Below are 18,897 nucleotides of genomic sequence, written 5' to 3' on the forward strand. Positions count from 1 at the left end.
ATTACCCTCGAATAGGCCTTGTGCACGATCATCATTCCGATCTATTACAAGACGGTGTCTAAGGCCCGTTCAAACAACAGTGCATACGGCCTAGAACAAGACCTATTGCACAACCTTTCCCACGACTCCTAATCAGACCTGGTTAAAGGCCCTATCAACGGCGACACTCATGACTTGTGGCACGCCCATAGGCAAGGGCGTGTCGTTGGCCATCTAGCTGACCAGCCAGCCGTACCCTGCTAGGCATGTCACCAACGCAGCCCTCGCGCAGTGTGCTCATCGCCAATCAAAAGGGAGGTGTCGGCAAGAGCTCGATCGTCGCAGCTGTGGCAGGCATGGTCTCAGCGGCCGGACGCCGGGTACTCGTCGTAGACGCGGACCAGCAGGCAAATGTCACATCCTCGGATCTCGGAGTCGAGGGAGACCGCGGGAAGGGCCTCAGCATGGCCCTTCAGTACGCGCATCCGCTCGAACCCACCCGAGAGGTCCGACCGAACCTCGATCTCATCCCCGGGGGACCAGCACTCGCGGTCATCGGCGCGATCGCGGCCACCGCAGCCCAATCAGGTATGGATCTGCGCGGCAATCTGGTATCCACCCTCACCGAATTGCAGTCAGTCGAACACTACGACCTGATTCTGATCGACTCGGGCCCCGGAGACGCTCCGCTGCTCGATGCGCTGCTGGGTACAGCGCGGTACCTCTTGGTACCGACAAAGGACGACGACGCAAGCCTGTCGGGAGTGGAGCTCCTCGCAGCCCGCTACCTTCGAGCACGTGAGAACGGTTCCCTCATCCAACTTCTCGGCGTCGTTCTCTTTGATGCGAACCCACGCGCGACAGCGCGGAACCGTGAGGTCTTCGAGCAGGTTGAGGACCTGCTCGAAGGTAGCGGCGCTGCGCCGTTCGAGACCTTTATTCGGTCCGATCGTGCAGCCGCCGTTGATCTCCGGATCCGTCACCTGACCCCCGCAGAACTGGTCACCGCCGCGGAGGATCAGCTGAAAAATCGGATCCAGCGGCTGCGCGACAAGAAGCGCCTCGGTGAGCGATTGTGGTCCCGAGACCCATCCGGTCTTGCGAGTGACTACCAATCCCTTACCCGAGAAGTTCTCAGCCGGTTGGCGTCGGCGGAGAAGGACGAAGTTTCCGGGGGAGTGGCGTGAGTGCACGACGCCGGAAGGCCGCATTCGATCCCGGAGCTCTTGGCGATCTCGACGACTTGCTCCCCACGCTGAGCATTGTCGCCGAAACGGTCGACGAGACGCCTGCCCCGCAATCCCCGCCCTCACCGGACGACCCAGAAGGTGAGGCAGTTCAGACGGTACCGGAACCGTCACCCGTAGTGTCGCCCGATCCTCCCGACTCGGACGACTCGTCACCGGAAGTGGGGAACGCTGAACCTGAAGCCCCCCAACCGCAGTCTGAGGCTTCGAAGGCGGTTGTCGCGCCCCGCCGGAAGCCCAAACCACGCAGCGACAGCAGCCTTGCGCCGGTCCGGACCGCCCCTCCTGAGGTCTATCTTCCCCCCGCGGTGTACACAGCACTACGCCAACTCACGCTCGAGGAAAGACAACGTGACCGCGCAACGGCTCGTCCATACGGGCAAGTGGTTCTCGATGCCGTTGAAACGCATGCCGGCGAACTTCAACACCACTGGAGCACCTCAGAACCTCACGCAAGCGCTGGACTATTCAAGCGGCGTGAAGCCGGTGCGCAACCGCGCCGCCGACGACACAGCGAGATTCAGGCTCGCGTTCCTCTTGCCGGGATCATCGCCTCCGATACCGCAACACTCGATGCTCTCGTTGAAGAGTGGTCCGCGGGTAGCCGAAGCGCGCTGGTCGAACACGCGCTCCGCCTGTATCTGGATGTCAGACCAGACTGAGACCGACAACAGCGCCTGAACACGCGCGAGTCGACGACCGGAGCGGGGCGAGGGGAACCGGGGGAGGGGAGGGGAGGGGGAGTCCAGTCGTGAAGACCATGGAGAGCGGACCCTGTGCGCGGCGCCCCCTGACCCTCGCCACCTCAACGTAGTGGCGGTGGTGTCCCAAGCCCGTCGGACCAAATCGCCGGCAGGACTCCCCGGGAGAAGGGTCGGCACTGCGGACCCCTGCCCCGATATGGTGACGCGGTGGCCGAAACAAGGTTCTCCCGAGACACGATCGTGGGTCTCGTCGTGCTACTCATGTTCGGACTCGCAGCACTGGTGCCCGGTCTCTCGATGGGCTGGAATTGGGTCAGTGGCCACGGCACCACGACGGCTACGGGGATCTCTTTTCTGATCATTCTGATGTTCGGCGGCAGTGCTGCAACCGCCTACGCATGCCGTGGACTGTGGCGCCGCTTCCGTCGTCCATCACACAATTGACCGACGACTCGATCAACTCGAAACGGACAGCCCACCTGCATCGCCGCGCGATGGCGCCGACCCCTGTGACACCCTTCAGCCTGCCCTTGAGGTCTCCATTCCGCCGCCCTGCGTCACACCGCCTTACCGGGCTCCAGCGGCTCAGCGTCTGGCTCGATCGCGCGACCGTCGTTGTAGGTCTCCGCAATCACTCTCAGCTGCGCTGCGAACGCCTCCTGTGTGAACTGCATAAGCGAGTACGGCCGCCCGGTCTTGCGACGCACCAGGCGTACGGCGGCCCGGGCGAGCGCGTGCAGATCATGGGGCACATTGACTGTGCTCGTCCCACGCGAAGGCCGCATGTGCCGCCCAACATCGTTCACCACAGGTGGCCTCCAGCCCCTACGCGACCACTGCCCGTTGTCCGAACAGCCCCAGCTTCTGCATATGAGTCAGCGCAGCTCGGTAGTCGCTGGTGACCGTCTTTGCCCTGTAACCGTAAATCGGCACCGGAACATAGTTCGTGTAAGCCTCATCCACGATGCTCGCACGACGGATCGGCGGCGTAACCCTGTCCGCATACTCGCTCAGCAGATCATCCATCTGCTCACGGTAGACGTCACCGATCGGCGGCACCGCGCAGGGGACGATAGACAGCAGCGGAACGTCGACGCGGTAAGTCCGCTTGATCTTCCGCAATTCCTGCTCCAACGCCGGGATGCCTTCGTTCTCCTTGCCGGAGGGCTTCGTGCACGTGATCAAACCCCACGAACCGTAAGGCCCCTCCTCATCGACGGTTGTCGCGAGAATGCCGGCGATAACTAGAACATTCAGGGAGCCGGGGGAGTCAATCAAGGTAACGTCGACAGGATCCGCCTCCTCCAGGGCGTCACGCAGGTGAAGTACACCACCCGTCACCGCAGGCAACTCCACGATCAACTTGTCGAGTGTGTCGCGTGCGGCGGGCACGATTGTCAGGTTGGGGATCTCTTCATATACGGGCTGGTCGCCTTCGTCGTATCCCCGCAACACCCGTGCTGGGCGCTCGACTTCTTTGATAGAAGCGTTGCGCCGCAGCACGTCGGCGGCGGTCTTACCGGATGCTTCCGGATACCCGAGCCACGTGCTCGCGTTTGCCTGACTGTCCATGTCGAGAACCCGGACGCGGTATCCGTCCTGAGCGAGCAATGTGGCAGTCGAGGTGACCGTTGTGGTTTTGCCGGCACTGCCGGACAGGGTTGCTACTGCGTAGGTAGCCACGGGAACTCCTTGCGGTTGAATGTCTTGAATTGGATTGATGTCGCCTCTTTGGTTGATGCACCGTGCATCACCCGGCGGAACGAGTTACGAACCTCGGTGATGCACCGTGCATCACCGATCAACCGGCGTCACGCAACTCGCGGCGCGCAGCATCGATGCGAGCTTCCTCCCACGCGGTCGGCCGGTACCCAGCGCGCTCGGACAACAACTCCAAGTACGTGAGGTCCGAAGCCCCCCACTCCCGAGAGTCATTCGCTGCCGCAAGTTCGTAACCAGCGACCGCGCAGGCCCAGGCAATCTCACTGCGGCGCTTCTCGTCGCCGTTCTGGGCGCTCATCCTGAACTCGCCCGCGTCCAGACCTTCCAGCCGCATAAACGCCTGCGCCAGGCGCCACCCCTCCGCGCTCGTCGCCAACGCGGAAACACCGTAGGCGTATTGGTCGATGAAGTAGGTCACCAACTTTTCCCGCGGAGGAACAGAGGCCACAAGCTTCTTGCCCGCCTCGCGACGAGCCTTCTGTGCCGCCGTCCGTGCTTCCGCTTCTAATCTCGCGGCCGATTCGCTGGCATCCTCGGTCTCGTCTGTGGGCATGTCGATCGCATAGAAGACGAGCGTTCCCTGACCGGAATCGATCGCACCGACAAGGTTTGCACTCGCAAGATCGACATCGGAGACCTCGAACAGTCGATGCTCATGGAAACCATCACCGAACCGCTCGCGGGGATCCACAATCTCAAGACCCGCAGCCAACGCCTGCTCCCGCGACTTCCGCTCGGTCAACACACGTTCAGCGGCACGCGTCGGGCTCATTCCACGATCAGAAATCAGCGCGAACGCCGCGAGCTGCTCAGCACGACGGGCATCCGTGCCCTGAGTCGGGTCCGCCTTCTTCTGCCAGCTTCGAGCAGGACCGTAGGGGAGCGCCCCCGCCAACGCCGCACCCTCGGCGCCACGAATCGCATCCTCCGCAATCGCGGTCTGAATCTCGGGGGCAAGAAGTAACAACGACAGCCGCCTGGACACCGTTGCCTGGTCGACACCGAGCTTCTCTGCGATCGCACGCTGAGACAACCCCAACTCGGAATACCGAGCGAACATCTGAGCCTCAGCGAGCTCCGAAAGGTCCTGACGCCCAAGATTCTCCAGCGTCATGGCATCGAGGTCACCGTGATCATCCATCACGGCGTCATCAATTACCGCCGGAATCGTTGCCAAGCCGGCTGCGATAGCGGCCGCACGACGACGGTGCCCATAAATGACCACATACTCGGCATCGTCGCCAATAGCGTGAGCGAGGTCAGGCCGCTCCGTGAGGAATCCCTCGCGCGTTACCAACAGCGCGGGAACCTTGATGCCGTTTGCCCTGGCCCCATTAACCAGCTCATCCCACTTCGGGTCGCCAGTCTGGGGCTTAGACCTGTCCGGGTCATTGAACGGGTGAGGGGCAGTCTGGAGAACTGGAACCTGCACAACGGTCTGACCGTCGGCTGCAGCCAGTCCGACTAGCGCGGCGGTGATGCCGCCCGAGTTTGCATCACCGTTCGCCTGCGTAGTAGTTACATCACCGGAGGCAGCGGCCGCGAGTTCCTCACTCTCTTCGCCGCCGGCGAACTTTCGGAACCGACTCGCGGTCTTCCTGCCTGCCGGCTTGCGCGCGGCTGGCTTTCGCTTGGTCGCGGCCGGACCGGTCGATGGACTGGCAGCCACCATTTCGGATGTCACTCCGGCGTTCATCATCCTCCATTCTCAGTGCATGCTTTGCATGTATTTAGATGGAGCGTACTGGGAACGATCTGCCTCCTTTGATATCTCCGGCGGCGTGTCGCCAATGCGGTGATGCACCGTGCATCATCGCCGGCATAACCCACCCAAACCGGGCCAAATCCACACCCAGGAGCAAGGCAGGTGCCACACCGCGCCGGTGATGCACCGTGCATCATCGCCGGCATAACGCATCCCAAACCGCGCCGCGAGACCCTCGCGCAGCGATCGGGCCAAGCCAACACCGCTCGGGCGAAGCCAACACCGCTCGGGCGAAGCGGCGGTGCCACACCGCGGCGGTGCCACACCGCGCCGGTGATGCACCGTGCATCACCGCATTGGCGGCACAATCAGGTTGCAAGCCGCGGGGTACCTGTGACGGCAAAGTGCCTCGGCATCCGGGCGAGCGGGGTACCGCACTTTGCCGGCGATGGGGCCTCGACGGCCTCACCCGCCCCCACGGCGACAACACGGCCCCTACGGAACCCGAACAGGAGAGCCCACGCAACGCTGACCACATAACCACCCCACGGGGAGTCACGCGACAATTCGTATACCACCTCACAGGGGCTTCACCGTGAGGCACCTTGCATCATCGAAGGCGCAGCGCACACGCCGAACCGGCCAAGTCGACATCGCGAGACGGAGGTGGCGGTCGACCGCAGCGCCGCCCAGGCAAGGCGGGGTTTCACTCCTCCATCGGTGATGCACCATGCATCACCACCATCTGACCTCCGGGTGATGCACGGTGCATCACTGCGGAGGACTCGCGATCTGGCCGGCTCGTCGTCTACGCGACTGATAAGCGCGGCCGAGTCCATTCGCTGTCGATGCCTTCGGTGATGCACCGTGCATCACCGGCGTGATCGACCCATCCCAAACCGGGCCAAGTCAACACCGCCGGGGCAATACGGGGTGCCACACCCCTCGGTGATGCACGGTGCATCACCGCATTGGCGGCACATCAGGGTGCAGCCGCGGGTGGCTAGGACGGCGCAGAGTCGGCGCTCGGGCGAGGCGTTTCACTGCCGACCTCTCATGGCGGCCCGTGTGTGTTCGCCACAGCAAGGCACTCTGCACGCTCGTGCGGGGCCGGTGTCAGCGTCGAGGAGGATTGCGCTTGGGTACGCCTCGTGGGACACCTCCGCTGAGGACCGGGACCGGTTGGGGCTAGCGTCCTTCCGATGGCTAGCTAACTGGGTCCTCGCTGAGATGCGGTGAATGGCCCCGCGCGTAGGTCGGCACTCCTGCGATCGGCGTGTCATTCCCCGCCCCGCCGCATCGGTGTTGCTCCAACATTTTGACGCTTCCCCGACTCCACTGAATTGATTCTCCTTGGTGAGGCCGTTCTCGCCAGCAGCGCAACCGAACCTGGACGGCACCGGAGACAGTGGGCGTGTGGCGACTTACTCACGAAAACGAGAGATACCGTCGTAGGTCACCTCATGGGACTTCACGTTGACTAGCGAGTGCTCACGGGAGCGTCGCTCGATCGAAGCTTGGGTGATGCACGGTGCATCACCCAAGGGAGCTCGCTCTAATGGCTCAGCAGGCTAACGGACACTGTCCATCTGGCCAGGGCGGCCTTTGTAACCTTCAGTGCACCTTCTCGCCTGGCCTCGGTCAAGAATATCGGCAATCAGGTTGCGGATCCGGTGTGCCCGTCGGATTCGTTTCTGCGCCGAATGCCCGACTTGAGCCCAACCACTATGAGGCGGCGCTCCACCTTCCTATCGTCACTCAAGAGGCGGGGCAACCTCACTACCGCGCGCATACGCCTCGCGGCTCATCGAGTGGCGGAGCGCTCCTGCCCGCGGGCCAGCCTTCCTGCCCGATCAACCCGACGGGGGATTAAGCGATCGCTTCAGCCAGCATTCGGTCTACCTCTGCCTGAATGGCTCCGCCTCGTCTGGTCAAACCATAGGGGTGATGCACGGTGCATCACCCCTATGCGGGTCAGCTCAACAACTTCAGAACATGGATCCGAGGACTGACGTGAGGTCCCGCGGCTTCGCCCAGCCGCAGCGCACCCAAGCGCCGTCAACCCTAGTCCAGAAGCGCCGGGTGGCCATCGAACGTGATTGAGGCTGCTGACTTCCCTCACGATTCCGCAGGGTCCTGGTGGGCTTATGCATTCACTCACCGGTTGAAAGTTATGGAGCGGGAGTGCCAGCCATTGCGTCTCGATGCCGCGCGAAACGTCCGGGGGGGGCGTGAGTTCGGCTACGGTTCCCCATCTTTGCGGAGAGGGCGTCGTATCTCACAAATGCGCGAACGATCGCCTGAGATCCGATTGCCGGATCCCATCGCCCCACAGATCCCGCACCGATCGCGTGCGGCGCCCAGGTGTGCCAGTCCGAAATTGATGGCTCACAAACCAACCCACCAAGGCCGCACCAGTGAAATGCCTGACAAGACAGTGGGGAGCCGCGTTTGAATCTGACTCATTCTGTGTTGCTTCATCTCATTTCAGTTCGTCCTCGACGCCAATCCTCCGCTTCGCTTAAGTCCGGAACGAATCCGAGGGCACTGTGGCCAAGTCGCTCTCACCAGATTGCAAGACCGCTAGTCCGCACAAAGACTCTCGGGCACGACCGGATCCCTACTGCCGCACAAGAGATCCTTGACCACGACGTATCCCATCCAACCCAAGGGAGTCCGTAGTCAGCATGTGGCTTCCCGCGATCGCTCACTTTCATCCAAGAGCGATGCCCGCGACCTGGTGCGGGCCTTTGGGTCAGCGACGGAGGAACACGAACGCGGCGTCAACAGCGCAGGAACACGCTCAACCTGTTCCCCCGTCCGCGGAGTGGGCACCACGTGGAGCGGTGAGATGGGCGATGGGCGATGGACGCAACTAGACCGGGCAAAGAACGGACACCGACCCGGCGACTGGATACGCCGTCCCGCCAGACCCGCATCGCAGGAGTAGGCCCGGCACCTGGAATGCAGATCAGGCTCGGCCGCAGCGATCGCTATTCGCTGCGGGGCATGACTCCCTGCGCCATCGCTTAACACCACGCTTGTACCCGCGCCCTCGATCGCCACGCGAATGGCTGCTCTGCAGAAGCTATGGTTCTCTGCCTCAGTCGATCGTCAGTGTTCAGAGATGTGCATCAGCCTTTTGGCGCTCAAGCAGCTTCGACGCAAGGGCTTGCTTGCACCGCTCACGGTGCCCAGGAGTCGCCATGACACGATCGCGGCGACTGAGACGCGCGTCGCGGTCGACAATGCGCTGACGGGCTTCCTGGGCCGCTTTTTGGGCCATTTCAGATGGTGAGGGGCGGGTCCAATCGATCTGAGTCAACCGCCACCGGAGGTATCCAAGAGGCCTGTCGATGTGTTGCGGCCAAATCCAGCCCCGCTGTTGGGTGTTGCGCGTGAGCTCAGCGGCGATGTCACGCCCGCGCCAGCGATTCCCGTCAATGCCAGCACTCGCAAGGACCTCGCAGATTGCCCCTATGTGCCCAGCCGATTCGAATGCTGGTGCATGAACGAGCAGCTCAGCGGCGGTGCGCTGCAGGTCGATGGGCCGAGGTTGTCGTGTCGAGGTCTGTGAATTCTCCGATTGCTCGCCCGCGCGCGCTCGCGCGCGTTTTGGTGATAGTTCTCTAACAAGAGATAACAACTTAAATCCCCTAGAAGGGGATAGGGGGCCACGAGCGCGCAGCTGGGGATAACTTGAGTGAGTCGCCTTCTCGGAACGTCGGACTTTCTTGGAGAGCTTTTTCACCGCGCGCCCAGCGGCGATGACCAGGGATTTCGGCGACGTCAGCGCCCAAACTGACGCCGCACGACGTTGAATCCGCCCGTGATGAGATTCAGCAGCAAACGATTCGTCAGCTCTCAGGTACCTCCCTCGTACCATTTCGCGGGCGACAGAAAGCGTCTGAAGTGCCCTTCTCGCGCGTTTCACAACTGACACGCTGACTCCGCTGCGGTGGGCGATCGTATCCCGTGCGGCGCATACGCGCCGGCCCGTTGACCGCTCTGCGAACGAGGCCATAGTCACGGCCACAGCGAAGACGAACTCTGTGCTGACCTTGCATCGCCGGCAAACGTCACGCCCAGTAGGAGAGTTCAACACATTGCGGACCTGGAGCTGCCAGGCAGAACGCCCGGTCCATGCTGGTGTTGAGGCTTGTCGGCCGGGATCGACGGGTAACGACCAGGACCGGCCCCGCTGCTCACTCTCCGCGTTGAGTTGCTCGACTTGATTGACCCGTTCGACAGCGGCCGAGACGAGGGCGTCCCATTCGGTGTCGTTGGTCGTAGAAGCCTCGCCAACGGGGGTGATCTGGACAGAGTCGACGGAAAATGCGGCCGCATGAGCCGCAGAATTGGGGTGCATGACGCGCCTTTCACGCGCCCTTAACCAGGTTGTTGCCGTGAGTCGCTGGCATCACCAGCAGGACATGGCTTACCCTGACAAGAGCGCACGGTATCGACACGACTGCTCGCGGGACTGCCAATCACAGGAGCGGTCGTGTTGGAACGGCCAAATATGGGCGGTGGGTCTCATCCGGAAACGGTGGGACCCACCGACGTTTTCGCTAGTGGAATCGACACCCCCTCACGGCATGCGTATACGCCGGAAGGGGGTGTCGACATAAGGTCTGCGCTCACGGAATTGTCACGTTGGCGCTGAGATGAGACGTTGCGGACACCAATATCACGTCGTGTCGCGTGCGCACGACGAATCGCGCGTCCTATACTCATAGAAGGCAGACCTCCTCCCTTGCGTGGCGGTTTGTACGACGAGCGGAACCCCCGGAGCTGGCGAGCGAAGGGGGGTTTCGCCTTTTCTGGGCTTTGTTCAGCCCGTCATCGGCAACTCTTCCTGTCTGGCTTGCGCCGGAATCGCTGGCTCGTTCTCGAGTGCCAGCTGAATCAGCGCGATCATCCGATCGGTGATTGTCTTGACACGACCATCGTCAACCGGTGCGAGAATCCGGTCGGCGATCTCCGCGGGGAACTCAACCCCGATATGGCGAACGGCGACGTCGCGGGCTGGGCGCCCGCCCCGACTTTTCCGAGTTGTCATGCCTTAAATCCTGCTCTTTGGGTTTAACTAAACCGCGCAGCGACACGCCGAGTTAAATAAAACTCGAAAATGACGCGTCGGGCCCTCCTCCAGGCGTGAATCTGGCTCCGAATCGTATGCGATCGCTACCCTGCCTACTGAAGAAATATCTGATCAAATCTTGCGGTGCGGCCGTAGGCAATCACACCACCCAAGAAACGTCACGTGATGAATCAAAATCTGTGTGGTACAGCGATTTACGTACAACTACACCGCTTCGCGACAACAAGAGATCGGGAGCCGCGCACAACACTTTCCCGCCACGGACGTCACCGACCCTCCCCATAGACGAATCTCTGACCTCGCCATATCCGCAGATCCGACCTCTTTGCAGGACTTCTGGCCCATCCGTTATCGGCGTGCCAGCGAAGCAGGGAGAGAGCAATTTGAGCGAGACGTGGAATCGCCGGCACGAATCACAGCCCGACTGCCAAGGGTTCTTCGCAGGAGTTGAATTCTGTGACGCCATCGAAAAGAGTCACCTCTCCTCGACGACCTTCAATCAGTTGGGTGACACCGACACCCCAATTGGCCTACTGCCGACGCGCTACACAGACCCGATTGGGACGAAGTAGTGGAAATGCGCACGATGAACCCCGCAACTCACCGAGATTCTTTGCCAGCCTTTCCAACCATGTCAGCCGCGGCCATCTCATGGTCATGATGATCGGCGCGGGTTCGTTTCTCGACCATCTTGACTTTCAGGTCTATGCGATCGTGGCTTGTACCGGGACGGCCAATATTTGGACGAGCGAACAATGCGCGATCTCGTGCCCGATACTGTTGAGCCCCCCAACGCCAGAGATGCGGATTGCACTTCACGCAGAGCAAGCAATGCCGTCAGGATGGTTGGGCTCGTCGGGTCCTCGTTGGCCTGGGCCGGGCCAACGAGGATTTGCGAAATGATCACTGGCGACCCAGTCATATTCGCAAGACACGAGTTCGATACCTCACGATTCAGTCGTCCGCCGAATTGTCCAGTCAAGAGACGGGGAGCTCACGCGGACAAGAATGCGTTCACCCCCGACCGACGGCAAATTACGACACATGCAGTCTGGCGGCACAGGAAGTTGTCGTGATTGTCGGTGACCGGCCGACTATCGCTGCGGGCAGGAGCGCCGCTATCTGACGGAATGATACGCAACAGTGGCTGAGGCGGTGCGGTTAGGGGCGATACGAAGACATGATCGCGTCGTCAAAGCCGGTTGGGCAGTCCTGGATTCGTTCCCCGCGCCACTACTCGCGAAACTTCGTCAACATCCAGATCTCGAAGAGTTGCATCTTTTGGTCAGTTCAGCATTTCGGTCTGCTGGAGGCCGAAGATAGTGACGCTGACCCCTTCTCGGCGACGAATTGCGCGCCACAGCGAATGTTGTTGCACCGGTCTTGGTCCCAGTGGGGAATCGATGATGATGCACGGTGCATCACCCGGAGGTCAGGTGATGCACGGTGCATCACCGAAGCACCGACAACGAACTGGCGCGCGTCGGTCGGGCAGGCGACGAGCCAGCGTGACCGCGACTCCACTGCGGTGATGCACCGTGCATCATCGGTGGGGTGCCCTGCCCTGTCCACCTCGCCCGGTGCCGCGACCTATCGCCGACACTGCCACTTGCGGCTTGGAACCGGTTGTGTCACTTCTCGGTGATGCACCGTGCCTCACCGAGGGCATCGACAACAAACTGACGCGCGTATCGGTCAAGCAGGCGATGAGCTGGCCTGATCGCGACTCCACTGCGGTGATGCACCGTGCATCACGGGTGGGTGTGGACCTCGCGTCGATCGGGCGAGATTGACCTGGCCCGGGCCGGGGTGGTGTACGCCTTAGGTGATGCACGGTGCATCACCGAAGTTGGGTCCATCCTCAGGGCGTCGTGGTGTTGCGACTCCGATGCGAAGGATTGGTGAGTTGCCGTTGATTTCGCGAAGGGCGGTGACGACCGTTTCGACGGAGCAGGGACCATGAGGTCACTGAACACGCGTCGTCGGTTGGATACGCCTCAGCATGCGGTCTCGCCTTCCTTGTGCTGCTCGCCGAGGTCGTCGGGGTGCGCAGCCCGGGATTTCTCCGTTCCACGCGAACACCCGCACGGCCTCGTCAAGCCTGGACATCCCATTGATCGACGGTTGACTTTCGGCTCGATCAGCGCTGCGAGGGGCCGGATGCTCTTTAGCTGGATTAGTTTCAGTCAACGTCGCTCGTGCCTCGCCGCAATGGGCGGCGAAGAATGCTCACCGTCTTCCCTAGAACCGGAGGCGGCCCGTGTCATCGTTATGGTGCTCCGAGCGAGCCGGCCGGGTACGGACGTTGGCTGCATGGTTTGGAATTCGTGGGAAATGCCCGAGTCCTGTTGGAGCGGCCGTCAGTGATCCACTACCTGTGCGGACCGCCGCCGTCGGAAATGAGGCCGATGGAGCGGGGGCGGTGCCCGACCGGCCTGCGCCATCCGCGGCACTCGATGCTGGGTGCAGAACTGCTTCGGGGTGAGGTGAACCGGATCCGGGCAAGCAGCCGAGGTTTTGGAGAATGGTGTCGGGCAGGAAAGGCGGCCCGCCTTCCTCGCCAGATCGCAGGATTGACAGGGTGTCGAGCGAACGTCCAACGATCTTACGGAGGCAAGTAGCGTCGGCATGCATTCCACAAACGTATCGAGTTTCTCGGCGGTGTACGGGAACGGCTCGATGCAGAGGTCCACGCCTACTGCACGGGGACCTTCGCGACTACCTCAGAACTGTCTTCGGGTGATGCACGGTGCATCACCCGAACGTCAGGTGATGCACCGTGCATCACCCAAAGGTGCGGGGTGGATGCGCAACGTCGTGAGTAAGCCAATCTGGTGTGGTTGAGGGAGGTTCAATACGGATCCGACACTTCCCGCTTCGTTATGAACGTGCAAATGGGTGGACCACGTGTGCGACCAAAGCAAGAGACTGTCGGGGACTGAGGCAATTTCCGGGCCTTCGTGAGCAAACTGCAGTCGGGGCGACGACCCTAGCCCTTGCAGACGGAGGTCGGGCAGGTTAGGGGTCGCGCGAATGAAGATTTACGTGTCCGTCTGGTCGCCGGTTATATATGATCGACCAAGTGTGCGCTGAGGTAGTCGCGGTGAGAACGATTTAAAACACTTCTACTGCAATGAAATTCGATGACGAAGAACCCATGGTCCGCACCCGCCGATCACCGTGAGGCTGTAGCTTCGCAAGTCAGTGGAGGTTGCCAGAGTTCACGCGTCGGATGCGGATGGGCTCGTTGGCGTCACCGCGTCGCATCGTGGCCGAAGCGAGCAGCTTCGAGGTCGAACCACGCGGAACCCCGCCGGAGCTGGCGGACGGCGGGGCCGCGACACCGGCAGTCGAGGATCGGTCAAGCAGCGCGAACCGTACTGACTGAACAGGATTCAATTCACGGTGTTGCGACACCAGCGGCCTGCACATCGGGTCAGCCGGTGCAATCCAGATCGTATGATGCCGAAACCGCCGATCCCAAGAGTGTGTCGTACGCCACACACGATTTCTTGGGCGCTCACAAACGGTTCATCGCGTATCGGGAACCCAGGCGAGAATGGTGAACCAGCCGACAGCTGACCGTGTCTGTAGGCCGAGTGGCTTCTGCAGTTCAAGGCCACGTCCACGAACGTTTCTGCAGACCAATCACTTTCGTGCTCTCGCAACTCGATCGCTGTCAGCTACACGCAGAAGGAACGCGCGGTGGTCGCAGCAACGGCATCCTCACGCTCTTCGGCCCAGGCTGACCCTCGGTCGCGCCACGAAGATCAGCATGACCCACCGGGTGAATGCAAAGAACGACGATCTGCAGACCGCTCCCGGCGCTACGGCCACACACAGCCGACGCCCTTCGCAGGAGGCATACAAGAAGAGAATGGCCTGATCCGCTGACCGAGACCCGGATCTGTCTGCGAGAGAGCAGGAGATCCAGGCCCCGCTACCGACACGGTCGCCGGTGGAGCATCGCCGATCAACCCCACGATGTGGTCGACGACTGAGAGGCCGCGACAGCCGAGGCGTTAATCGACCGAGGTCCACGAGAGCGGCCGGGCCGCTGCATTTTCGGCGCCAGATCGGAGCTCGGCCCACACCGCGGCGGTTTCGGTCCGCGAGAATGGTCTCCATGATCCCCACCGAGAAGGCATCACCGGCGCCAGCCGTTGCTTCTTGCGAGCGGCCTTTGGGGTTGCCGCACCGGCGGTACCCCTGCGCGGACTGCCCGTGGCGCCGCGATGTCGCCCCAGGGATATTCGGTCGTGAGCGGTTTGACGAACTTGCCTCCGCATCGGGACGCCCCGGTCATGAGGCGGCAGTCGATGCTGCGATGTTCGCGTGCCACAAATCGGCGGAGGGCGAGGAAGAAGCGTGTGCAGGGTGGCTCGCGGTTGCCGGTATCGAGCACCTCGGAGTGCGGCTCTCTGTGATTCGTGGCCGGCTGGACCCCGCGGCGTTGGCACGGGAGACGGGTGGCCGGACCTGTTTGACTCGTACGAAGAATACGACGAAGTGGCCACGACGCAAGGCCGGATAGACCCGCACGGTTGAGCGTCCCGGGCCAAGTGCTGACGGACGGGCGTTGGGTTCGGTTACCCGGCACCGGTTCTGGATTCTCGCCCGACGGTAGATCCATCGTCGGCCGCGGCTCTGACAGCCCGTCAAGCCGAGCTCGCCTCCGGTCAGAAGTCAACAGACATGTGCCGCGGTCAGACAGACGACCGCGACACGAGCGACCTACGCGCGCGGCGCCAGGTCGATGGCGTTACAGGGTGGAGATCCCGGTGATCGAGACTTTCTACGAGCGCTGGAGGCGTTCACATCACAGGTTCCACAGCGCCAGTAGTGCGGCGCGGAGGGCGGGGGAGCGGACGTAGTGGTCGGTCTGCAGTCGCGGGCTGGGATGCCCGAGGTCGGCGAGTGCCGCCGCGGCATCGGAGAGGGGAAGCGGGGGCAGGTCGGCGCGGATGCGGAGGAAGTACAGCACTGCGCCGCCCGACCGCGGGATCCGAACGGCATCGGACACCACGACAGCTGGCGCGTAGATCCATTCGTCGTCGGCGGAGACAAAGACCATCACGTCGCCGCGCCGGACAGCGCTGGGTCTATCGAGGCGGAGCGATTCGAGTTGGTACTTCACCGCAGGCCCGGCGGTGGTCCGCTGTCGTGCACGCGGCTGTTCCATCACGTGTTGTTCGGTGGGGCTGGGTGTGTAGTCGACGGCATGTTTGACGAACATCCGGGTGACCGGGACGGGCAGAAAATCGGATTCGGCCGGTGACTCCAGGGATTGGCACCGCCCGGCCGATTTCCCATTCGATTGGAAGTGGCATAGGTTCGTTCTCTCGGAAATTGCCTGCGAGCTGGTCATTCAGCCCGGTTTGGGGAGTCCACTGTTTTTGAGGTGGGATTCCGTTCGTGTCGGTACCACCTTGACGAGCAAGGTGGCCTTAACCTGTGTGGTATGAGTCACACATTTCGTGTGGTGCAGGGCAGGACGGTCGAGGTCGCCCACGCGTCGACCGATCCGCTGACCTTTCAACTCGAATGTGTCGAGGCGTTCGTGACCTCGCGGGTGGTCCGAGGCTTCAGTGCGGTGACCATCGAGAACGAGACAGGTGAGCTCGAGCGGATGCTGGCGGCGCTGGGCAAACCGGTGTGGGAGGCCACCGCCGACGATGTCGATCGAGTGGTCGGAGCGATGGCCGCGGACGGCTTGCTGGCGTCGACTCGACGCAGATATGTGCAGGCGCTGAGCAGTTTTCACCGGTTCCTGATCACCCGCCGCGCCGGGGAGATCGAGGCGTTGTTCGGGGTGCGGTTGACGAACCCGATCGGCGAGTTCAATGCGAGCCGTCATGTCGGTGACGATTCACCGAGGCTGCTTCCACCTCCGAGCGTGAGTCGGGTGGCCGTCTTCTTCGACTTCCTCAAGGAACGGGTCGGCTCGGCTCGCAAGTACGCGCCAGCGGCCCGGGATTATGCGCTGTTCCGGACCTTGTATCACGCCGGGTTGCGCTCCGATGAGGCGTCCAAACGCGAGATCGCGGACGTCTATTTCGGGCAGGGCCCGTTCGGGAAGTTGCATGTGCGGTTCGGCAAGGGTGCCCGCACCTCCGGGCCGCGGCCGCGGTGGGTTCCGATGCTCGACCACCTCGATCTGGTGGTGCGGTGGTATCTCGAGGATGTACGACCGAAGTTGCCGGAATCGGCGGTGTTGTTCTGCGATCGGAGTGGTGGTGCGATGGCCCGGGGCACGATCCGCAACCGTCTGCGGTATCTGCAGGATCTCGAGCACTGCTCGCCGGCGGACCGGTTCAGCCCGCACGCGCTGCGCCGGGCATGCGCCACCCACAACTACGAACGAGGAGTCGATCTCGTTGCGATACAACAGATGTTAGGGCACTGGACGGTGGGATCGACGATGCGGTACGTCCGTCCGTCGGAGACGTTCATCGAGGACGCCTACCGGAGCGCGGTGTCCGACACCGTCGCGTTCCTGCAGGGAGATGATGATGCACATTAGATGGAAACTGCGGATGGCCGCGGCGCAACGGGAAGTATGGACCGGCACCCAGCTGCGCCGTCTGCTCGCCGAACGCGGCGGACTCGAGCTGTCGTCGGCGTCGGTGTCGGCGTTGTTCACCAAGGAACCCTCGCAGATCAAGCTCAGCACGCTGCTGGCGTTGTGCACTGCGCTCGACTGCACCCCGAACGACCTGTTCGACCTCGACACCACGCCCGATCGGGTCCCCGCCGAGCCCTCGGCGCCGACAGGGTCGGAGCCCGCGGCGCGGCGCGTCGGCGGCCGGTCGATGCCGCCGGTGTGACGAAGAAGGTCGGGGACTGCACCCGCTGCGGTCGGCCGCGGGGCCGACTGGGCCGCGATTTGTGCTGCCGGTGCTGGCGCAACGCGGTCGCCGCTGCGGCGAAGTCGCCGTGTCCCCGCTGCGGGATCGAGCGGGTCTTGAGTCCGGACACCGGGCGATGCCGGTCGTGTTCGCGCACCTGCCACGACTGCGGTGCCGCCGTGCGCGGCAAGGGCGAGAGCCGGTGCCTGCGGTGCCGCCGCCGTCACGACCTCGCCGCCGCCCGCCGACGCTGTCCGCGTTGCGGCCGCGACGCTACTTACGCGAACACACCGGTTGGTGCGGACCGTGCTCACAACCGGGGCCGGCGCCGAAGCCGGCCGCCGCATGCACCGAATGCGGGCGCGTGATCCGCGGCGGCGGGGCGAGGCTGTGCAACCGCTGCTGGCAACGCTGCCCCCAACGCCCCTACACCCGCGCCGAGCACCTCCTCGCCGAACTCGATGATCCGCCGAATTGGCTGTGGGACTTCACTATCCATGTGTCGAGTCGGTATTGTCCGGCGCTGGCGACACGTCTGGTGAGTCAGCTCGGGGCGCTGCTGCGCACCGAGCGACGGGCGATGCCGCAGACCTTACTCGACCGGGCCCGCATCCCCGGTCGCTCGATCGGGTCGCTCGCGAAGGTGCTCGAGGACTTCTTCACCGCCCGCGGCCTTGCCCTGCCCACCGACCAGTCGCAGCGGCTCGCGGCCGGTCGCCGGGCGCGACGCGTGCAGGCCGTGCCCGAACCGTTGCGGCCCGCCGTCGCCGCGTTCGAACGCGCAATGCTCGACGAACGAGGCCGCGCCCGCCGCGCTGGGACCCGGCCCCGCGCCGACACCACCATCGACAAGTGATTGGCCCAGGTCCGGGACCTGTCATGTCATCTCGTCGGACGCGGGATCGAGGACTGGGCGCAGGTCGACAAGGCCGTGATCGAGGACTACCTCGCCGAGGTGTCGCCGGCCGGCGGCCCCCTGGGCGGACTTCGCCACTTCTTCCGCTTCGCTCGCCGCAGCAAGCTCATCCTGATCGATCCCACCTCCGAGCTGCGCGTGCGCACGCCCCGCGGATTCCATGGACGGACCCTGCCGCGCTCGCGACAGCGCGAACTGTTCACGCGCTGGTGCACATCAACCGAGGTGGCGCCGAACGAGGCCCTCGTCGGCCTGATGTCGTTGATCCACGGTGCCTCACAGCACGAACTGCGTCACCTGCAGCTCGCCGACATCGATCACCAGCACCGCACGGTTCGGCTCGGCCGCCGCCCACAACCGATCCCGCTGGACCCGGCGACCTGGGCCGCACTGACCCGATGCCTCGAGCACCGCACATCCGGCACCCACAATCCCCACGTCATCGTCACCAGCCGAACCCGATCCGGGCGGACACCGGCGTCCCGGCCCTACCTCAGCCACCTCCTCGACCCCGCCGACACCACGATCTCCACGCTGCGCGCCTCCCGACTGCTGGCCTTGGCCAACAGCCACGATCCCAATCTGATTGCCACCACCTACGGCATGTGCGCCGAGGGCGTCCTGGCCTACTTCGCCGACCGTGTCGATCCCACCCTGCTCGCGGACCTGTGA

General features: G+C 63.1%; 12 protein-coding genes. 8 read left to right on the forward strand and 4 right to left on the reverse strand.

The window, feature by feature from the left end:
- Nucleotides 1-245 precede the first annotated feature (245 nt).
- On the forward strand, nucleotides 246-1,166 hold the full coding sequence (locus ACFVJ3_RS40720) for a ParA family protein (RefSeq protein ID WP_378457458.1): 921 nt from the start codon (nucleotides 246-248) through the stop codon (nucleotides 1,164-1,166).
- Nucleotides 1,167-1,577: 411 nt separating this feature from the next.
- On the forward strand, nucleotides 1,578-1,907 hold the full coding sequence (locus ACFVJ3_RS40725; protein WP_378457459.1) for a hypothetical protein: 330 nt from the start codon (nucleotides 1,578-1,580) through the stop codon (nucleotides 1,905-1,907).
- Nucleotides 1,908-2,755: 848 nt separating this feature from the next.
- Here ACFVJ3_RS40725 and ACFVJ3_RS40730 read toward each other — a convergent pair.
- Together ACFVJ3_RS40730 and ACFVJ3_RS40735 are read right to left on the reverse strand one after the other, a co-directional pair.
- Nucleotides 2,756-3,613 carry a ParA family protein gene (locus ACFVJ3_RS40730; RefSeq protein ID WP_268793044.1) on the reverse strand — a complete coding sequence of 286 codons (858 nt, stop codon included), beginning with the start codon at nucleotides 3,611-3,613 and terminating at the stop codon, nucleotides 2,756-2,758.
- A gap of 118 nt (nucleotides 3,614-3,731) precedes the next feature.
- Nucleotides 3,732-5,351, reverse strand: coding sequence for a ParB/RepB/Spo0J family partition protein (locus ACFVJ3_RS40735; RefSeq protein ID WP_378457460.1), 1,620 nt, complete (start codon nucleotides 5,349-5,351; stop codon nucleotides 3,732-3,734).
- A gap of 3,076 nt (nucleotides 5,352-8,427) precedes the next feature.
- On the opposite strand from ACFVJ3_RS40735, the gene ACFVJ3_RS40740 reads away from it, so the two are divergent.
- A complete protein-coding gene (locus ACFVJ3_RS40740) occupies nucleotides 8,428-8,655 on the forward strand; it encodes a hypothetical protein (protein ID WP_378457461.1) in 228 nt (75 codons plus the stop codon).
- Between the two features lie 1,536 nt (nucleotides 8,656-10,191).
- Here ACFVJ3_RS40740 and ACFVJ3_RS40745 read toward each other — a convergent pair.
- Nucleotides 10,192-10,419: a hypothetical protein gene (locus ACFVJ3_RS40745; RefSeq protein ID WP_072951631.1), complete on the reverse strand. Its 228-nt coding sequence runs from the start codon at nucleotides 10,417-10,419 to the stop codon at nucleotides 10,192-10,194.
- A gap of 4,168 nt (nucleotides 10,420-14,587) precedes the next feature.
- Between ACFVJ3_RS40745 and ACFVJ3_RS40750 the strand changes: the two genes are divergently transcribed.
- The gene (locus ACFVJ3_RS40750) at nucleotides 14,588-14,995 is read left to right on the forward strand and encodes a DUF6283 family protein (RefSeq protein ID WP_378457462.1); all 408 of its coding nucleotides are present in this window, start codon (nucleotides 14,588-14,590) and stop codon (nucleotides 14,993-14,995) included.
- A gap of 285 nt (nucleotides 14,996-15,280) precedes the next feature.
- On the opposite strand, the gene ACFVJ3_RS40755 is transcribed toward ACFVJ3_RS40750, so the two are convergent.
- Nucleotides 15,281-15,697, reverse strand: a complete 417-nt coding sequence (locus ACFVJ3_RS40755) for a hypothetical protein (protein ID WP_378457463.1) — start codon at nucleotides 15,695-15,697, stop codon at nucleotides 15,281-15,283.
- Nucleotides 15,698-15,922: 225 nt separating this feature from the next.
- Between ACFVJ3_RS40755 and ACFVJ3_RS40760 the strand changes: the two genes are divergently transcribed.
- From ACFVJ3_RS40760 to ACFVJ3_RS40775, 4 genes are all read left to right on the forward strand, one after another.
- Nucleotides 15,923-16,984, forward strand: coding sequence for a tyrosine-type recombinase/integrase (locus tag ACFVJ3_RS40760; RefSeq protein ID WP_378457464.1), 1,062 nt, complete (start codon nucleotides 15,923-15,925; stop codon nucleotides 16,982-16,984).
- The gene (locus ACFVJ3_RS40765) at nucleotides 16,974-17,288 is read left to right on the forward strand and encodes a helix-turn-helix domain-containing protein (protein WP_378457465.1); all 315 of its coding nucleotides are present in this window, start codon (nucleotides 16,974-16,976) and stop codon (nucleotides 17,286-17,288) included. Before ACFVJ3_RS40760 ends, ACFVJ3_RS40765 begins: the two co-directional genes overlap by 11 nt.
- A 385-nt stretch (nucleotides 17,289-17,673) precedes the next feature.
- Entirely contained in the window at nucleotides 17,674-18,165 is a 492-nt protein-coding gene (locus ACFVJ3_RS40770; RefSeq protein WP_378457466.1) for a hypothetical protein, read from the forward strand.
- On the forward strand, nucleotides 18,166-18,897 hold the full coding sequence (locus ACFVJ3_RS40775) for a hypothetical protein (protein ID WP_378457467.1): 732 nt from the start codon (nucleotides 18,166-18,168) through the stop codon (nucleotides 18,895-18,897).

Origin of the sequence: Rhodococcus sp. NPDC127593 (assembly GCF_042671975.1) — a bacterium.
Taxonomy (GTDB): domain Bacteria; phylum Actinomycetota; class Actinomycetes; order Mycobacteriales; family Mycobacteriaceae; genus Rhodococcus_F.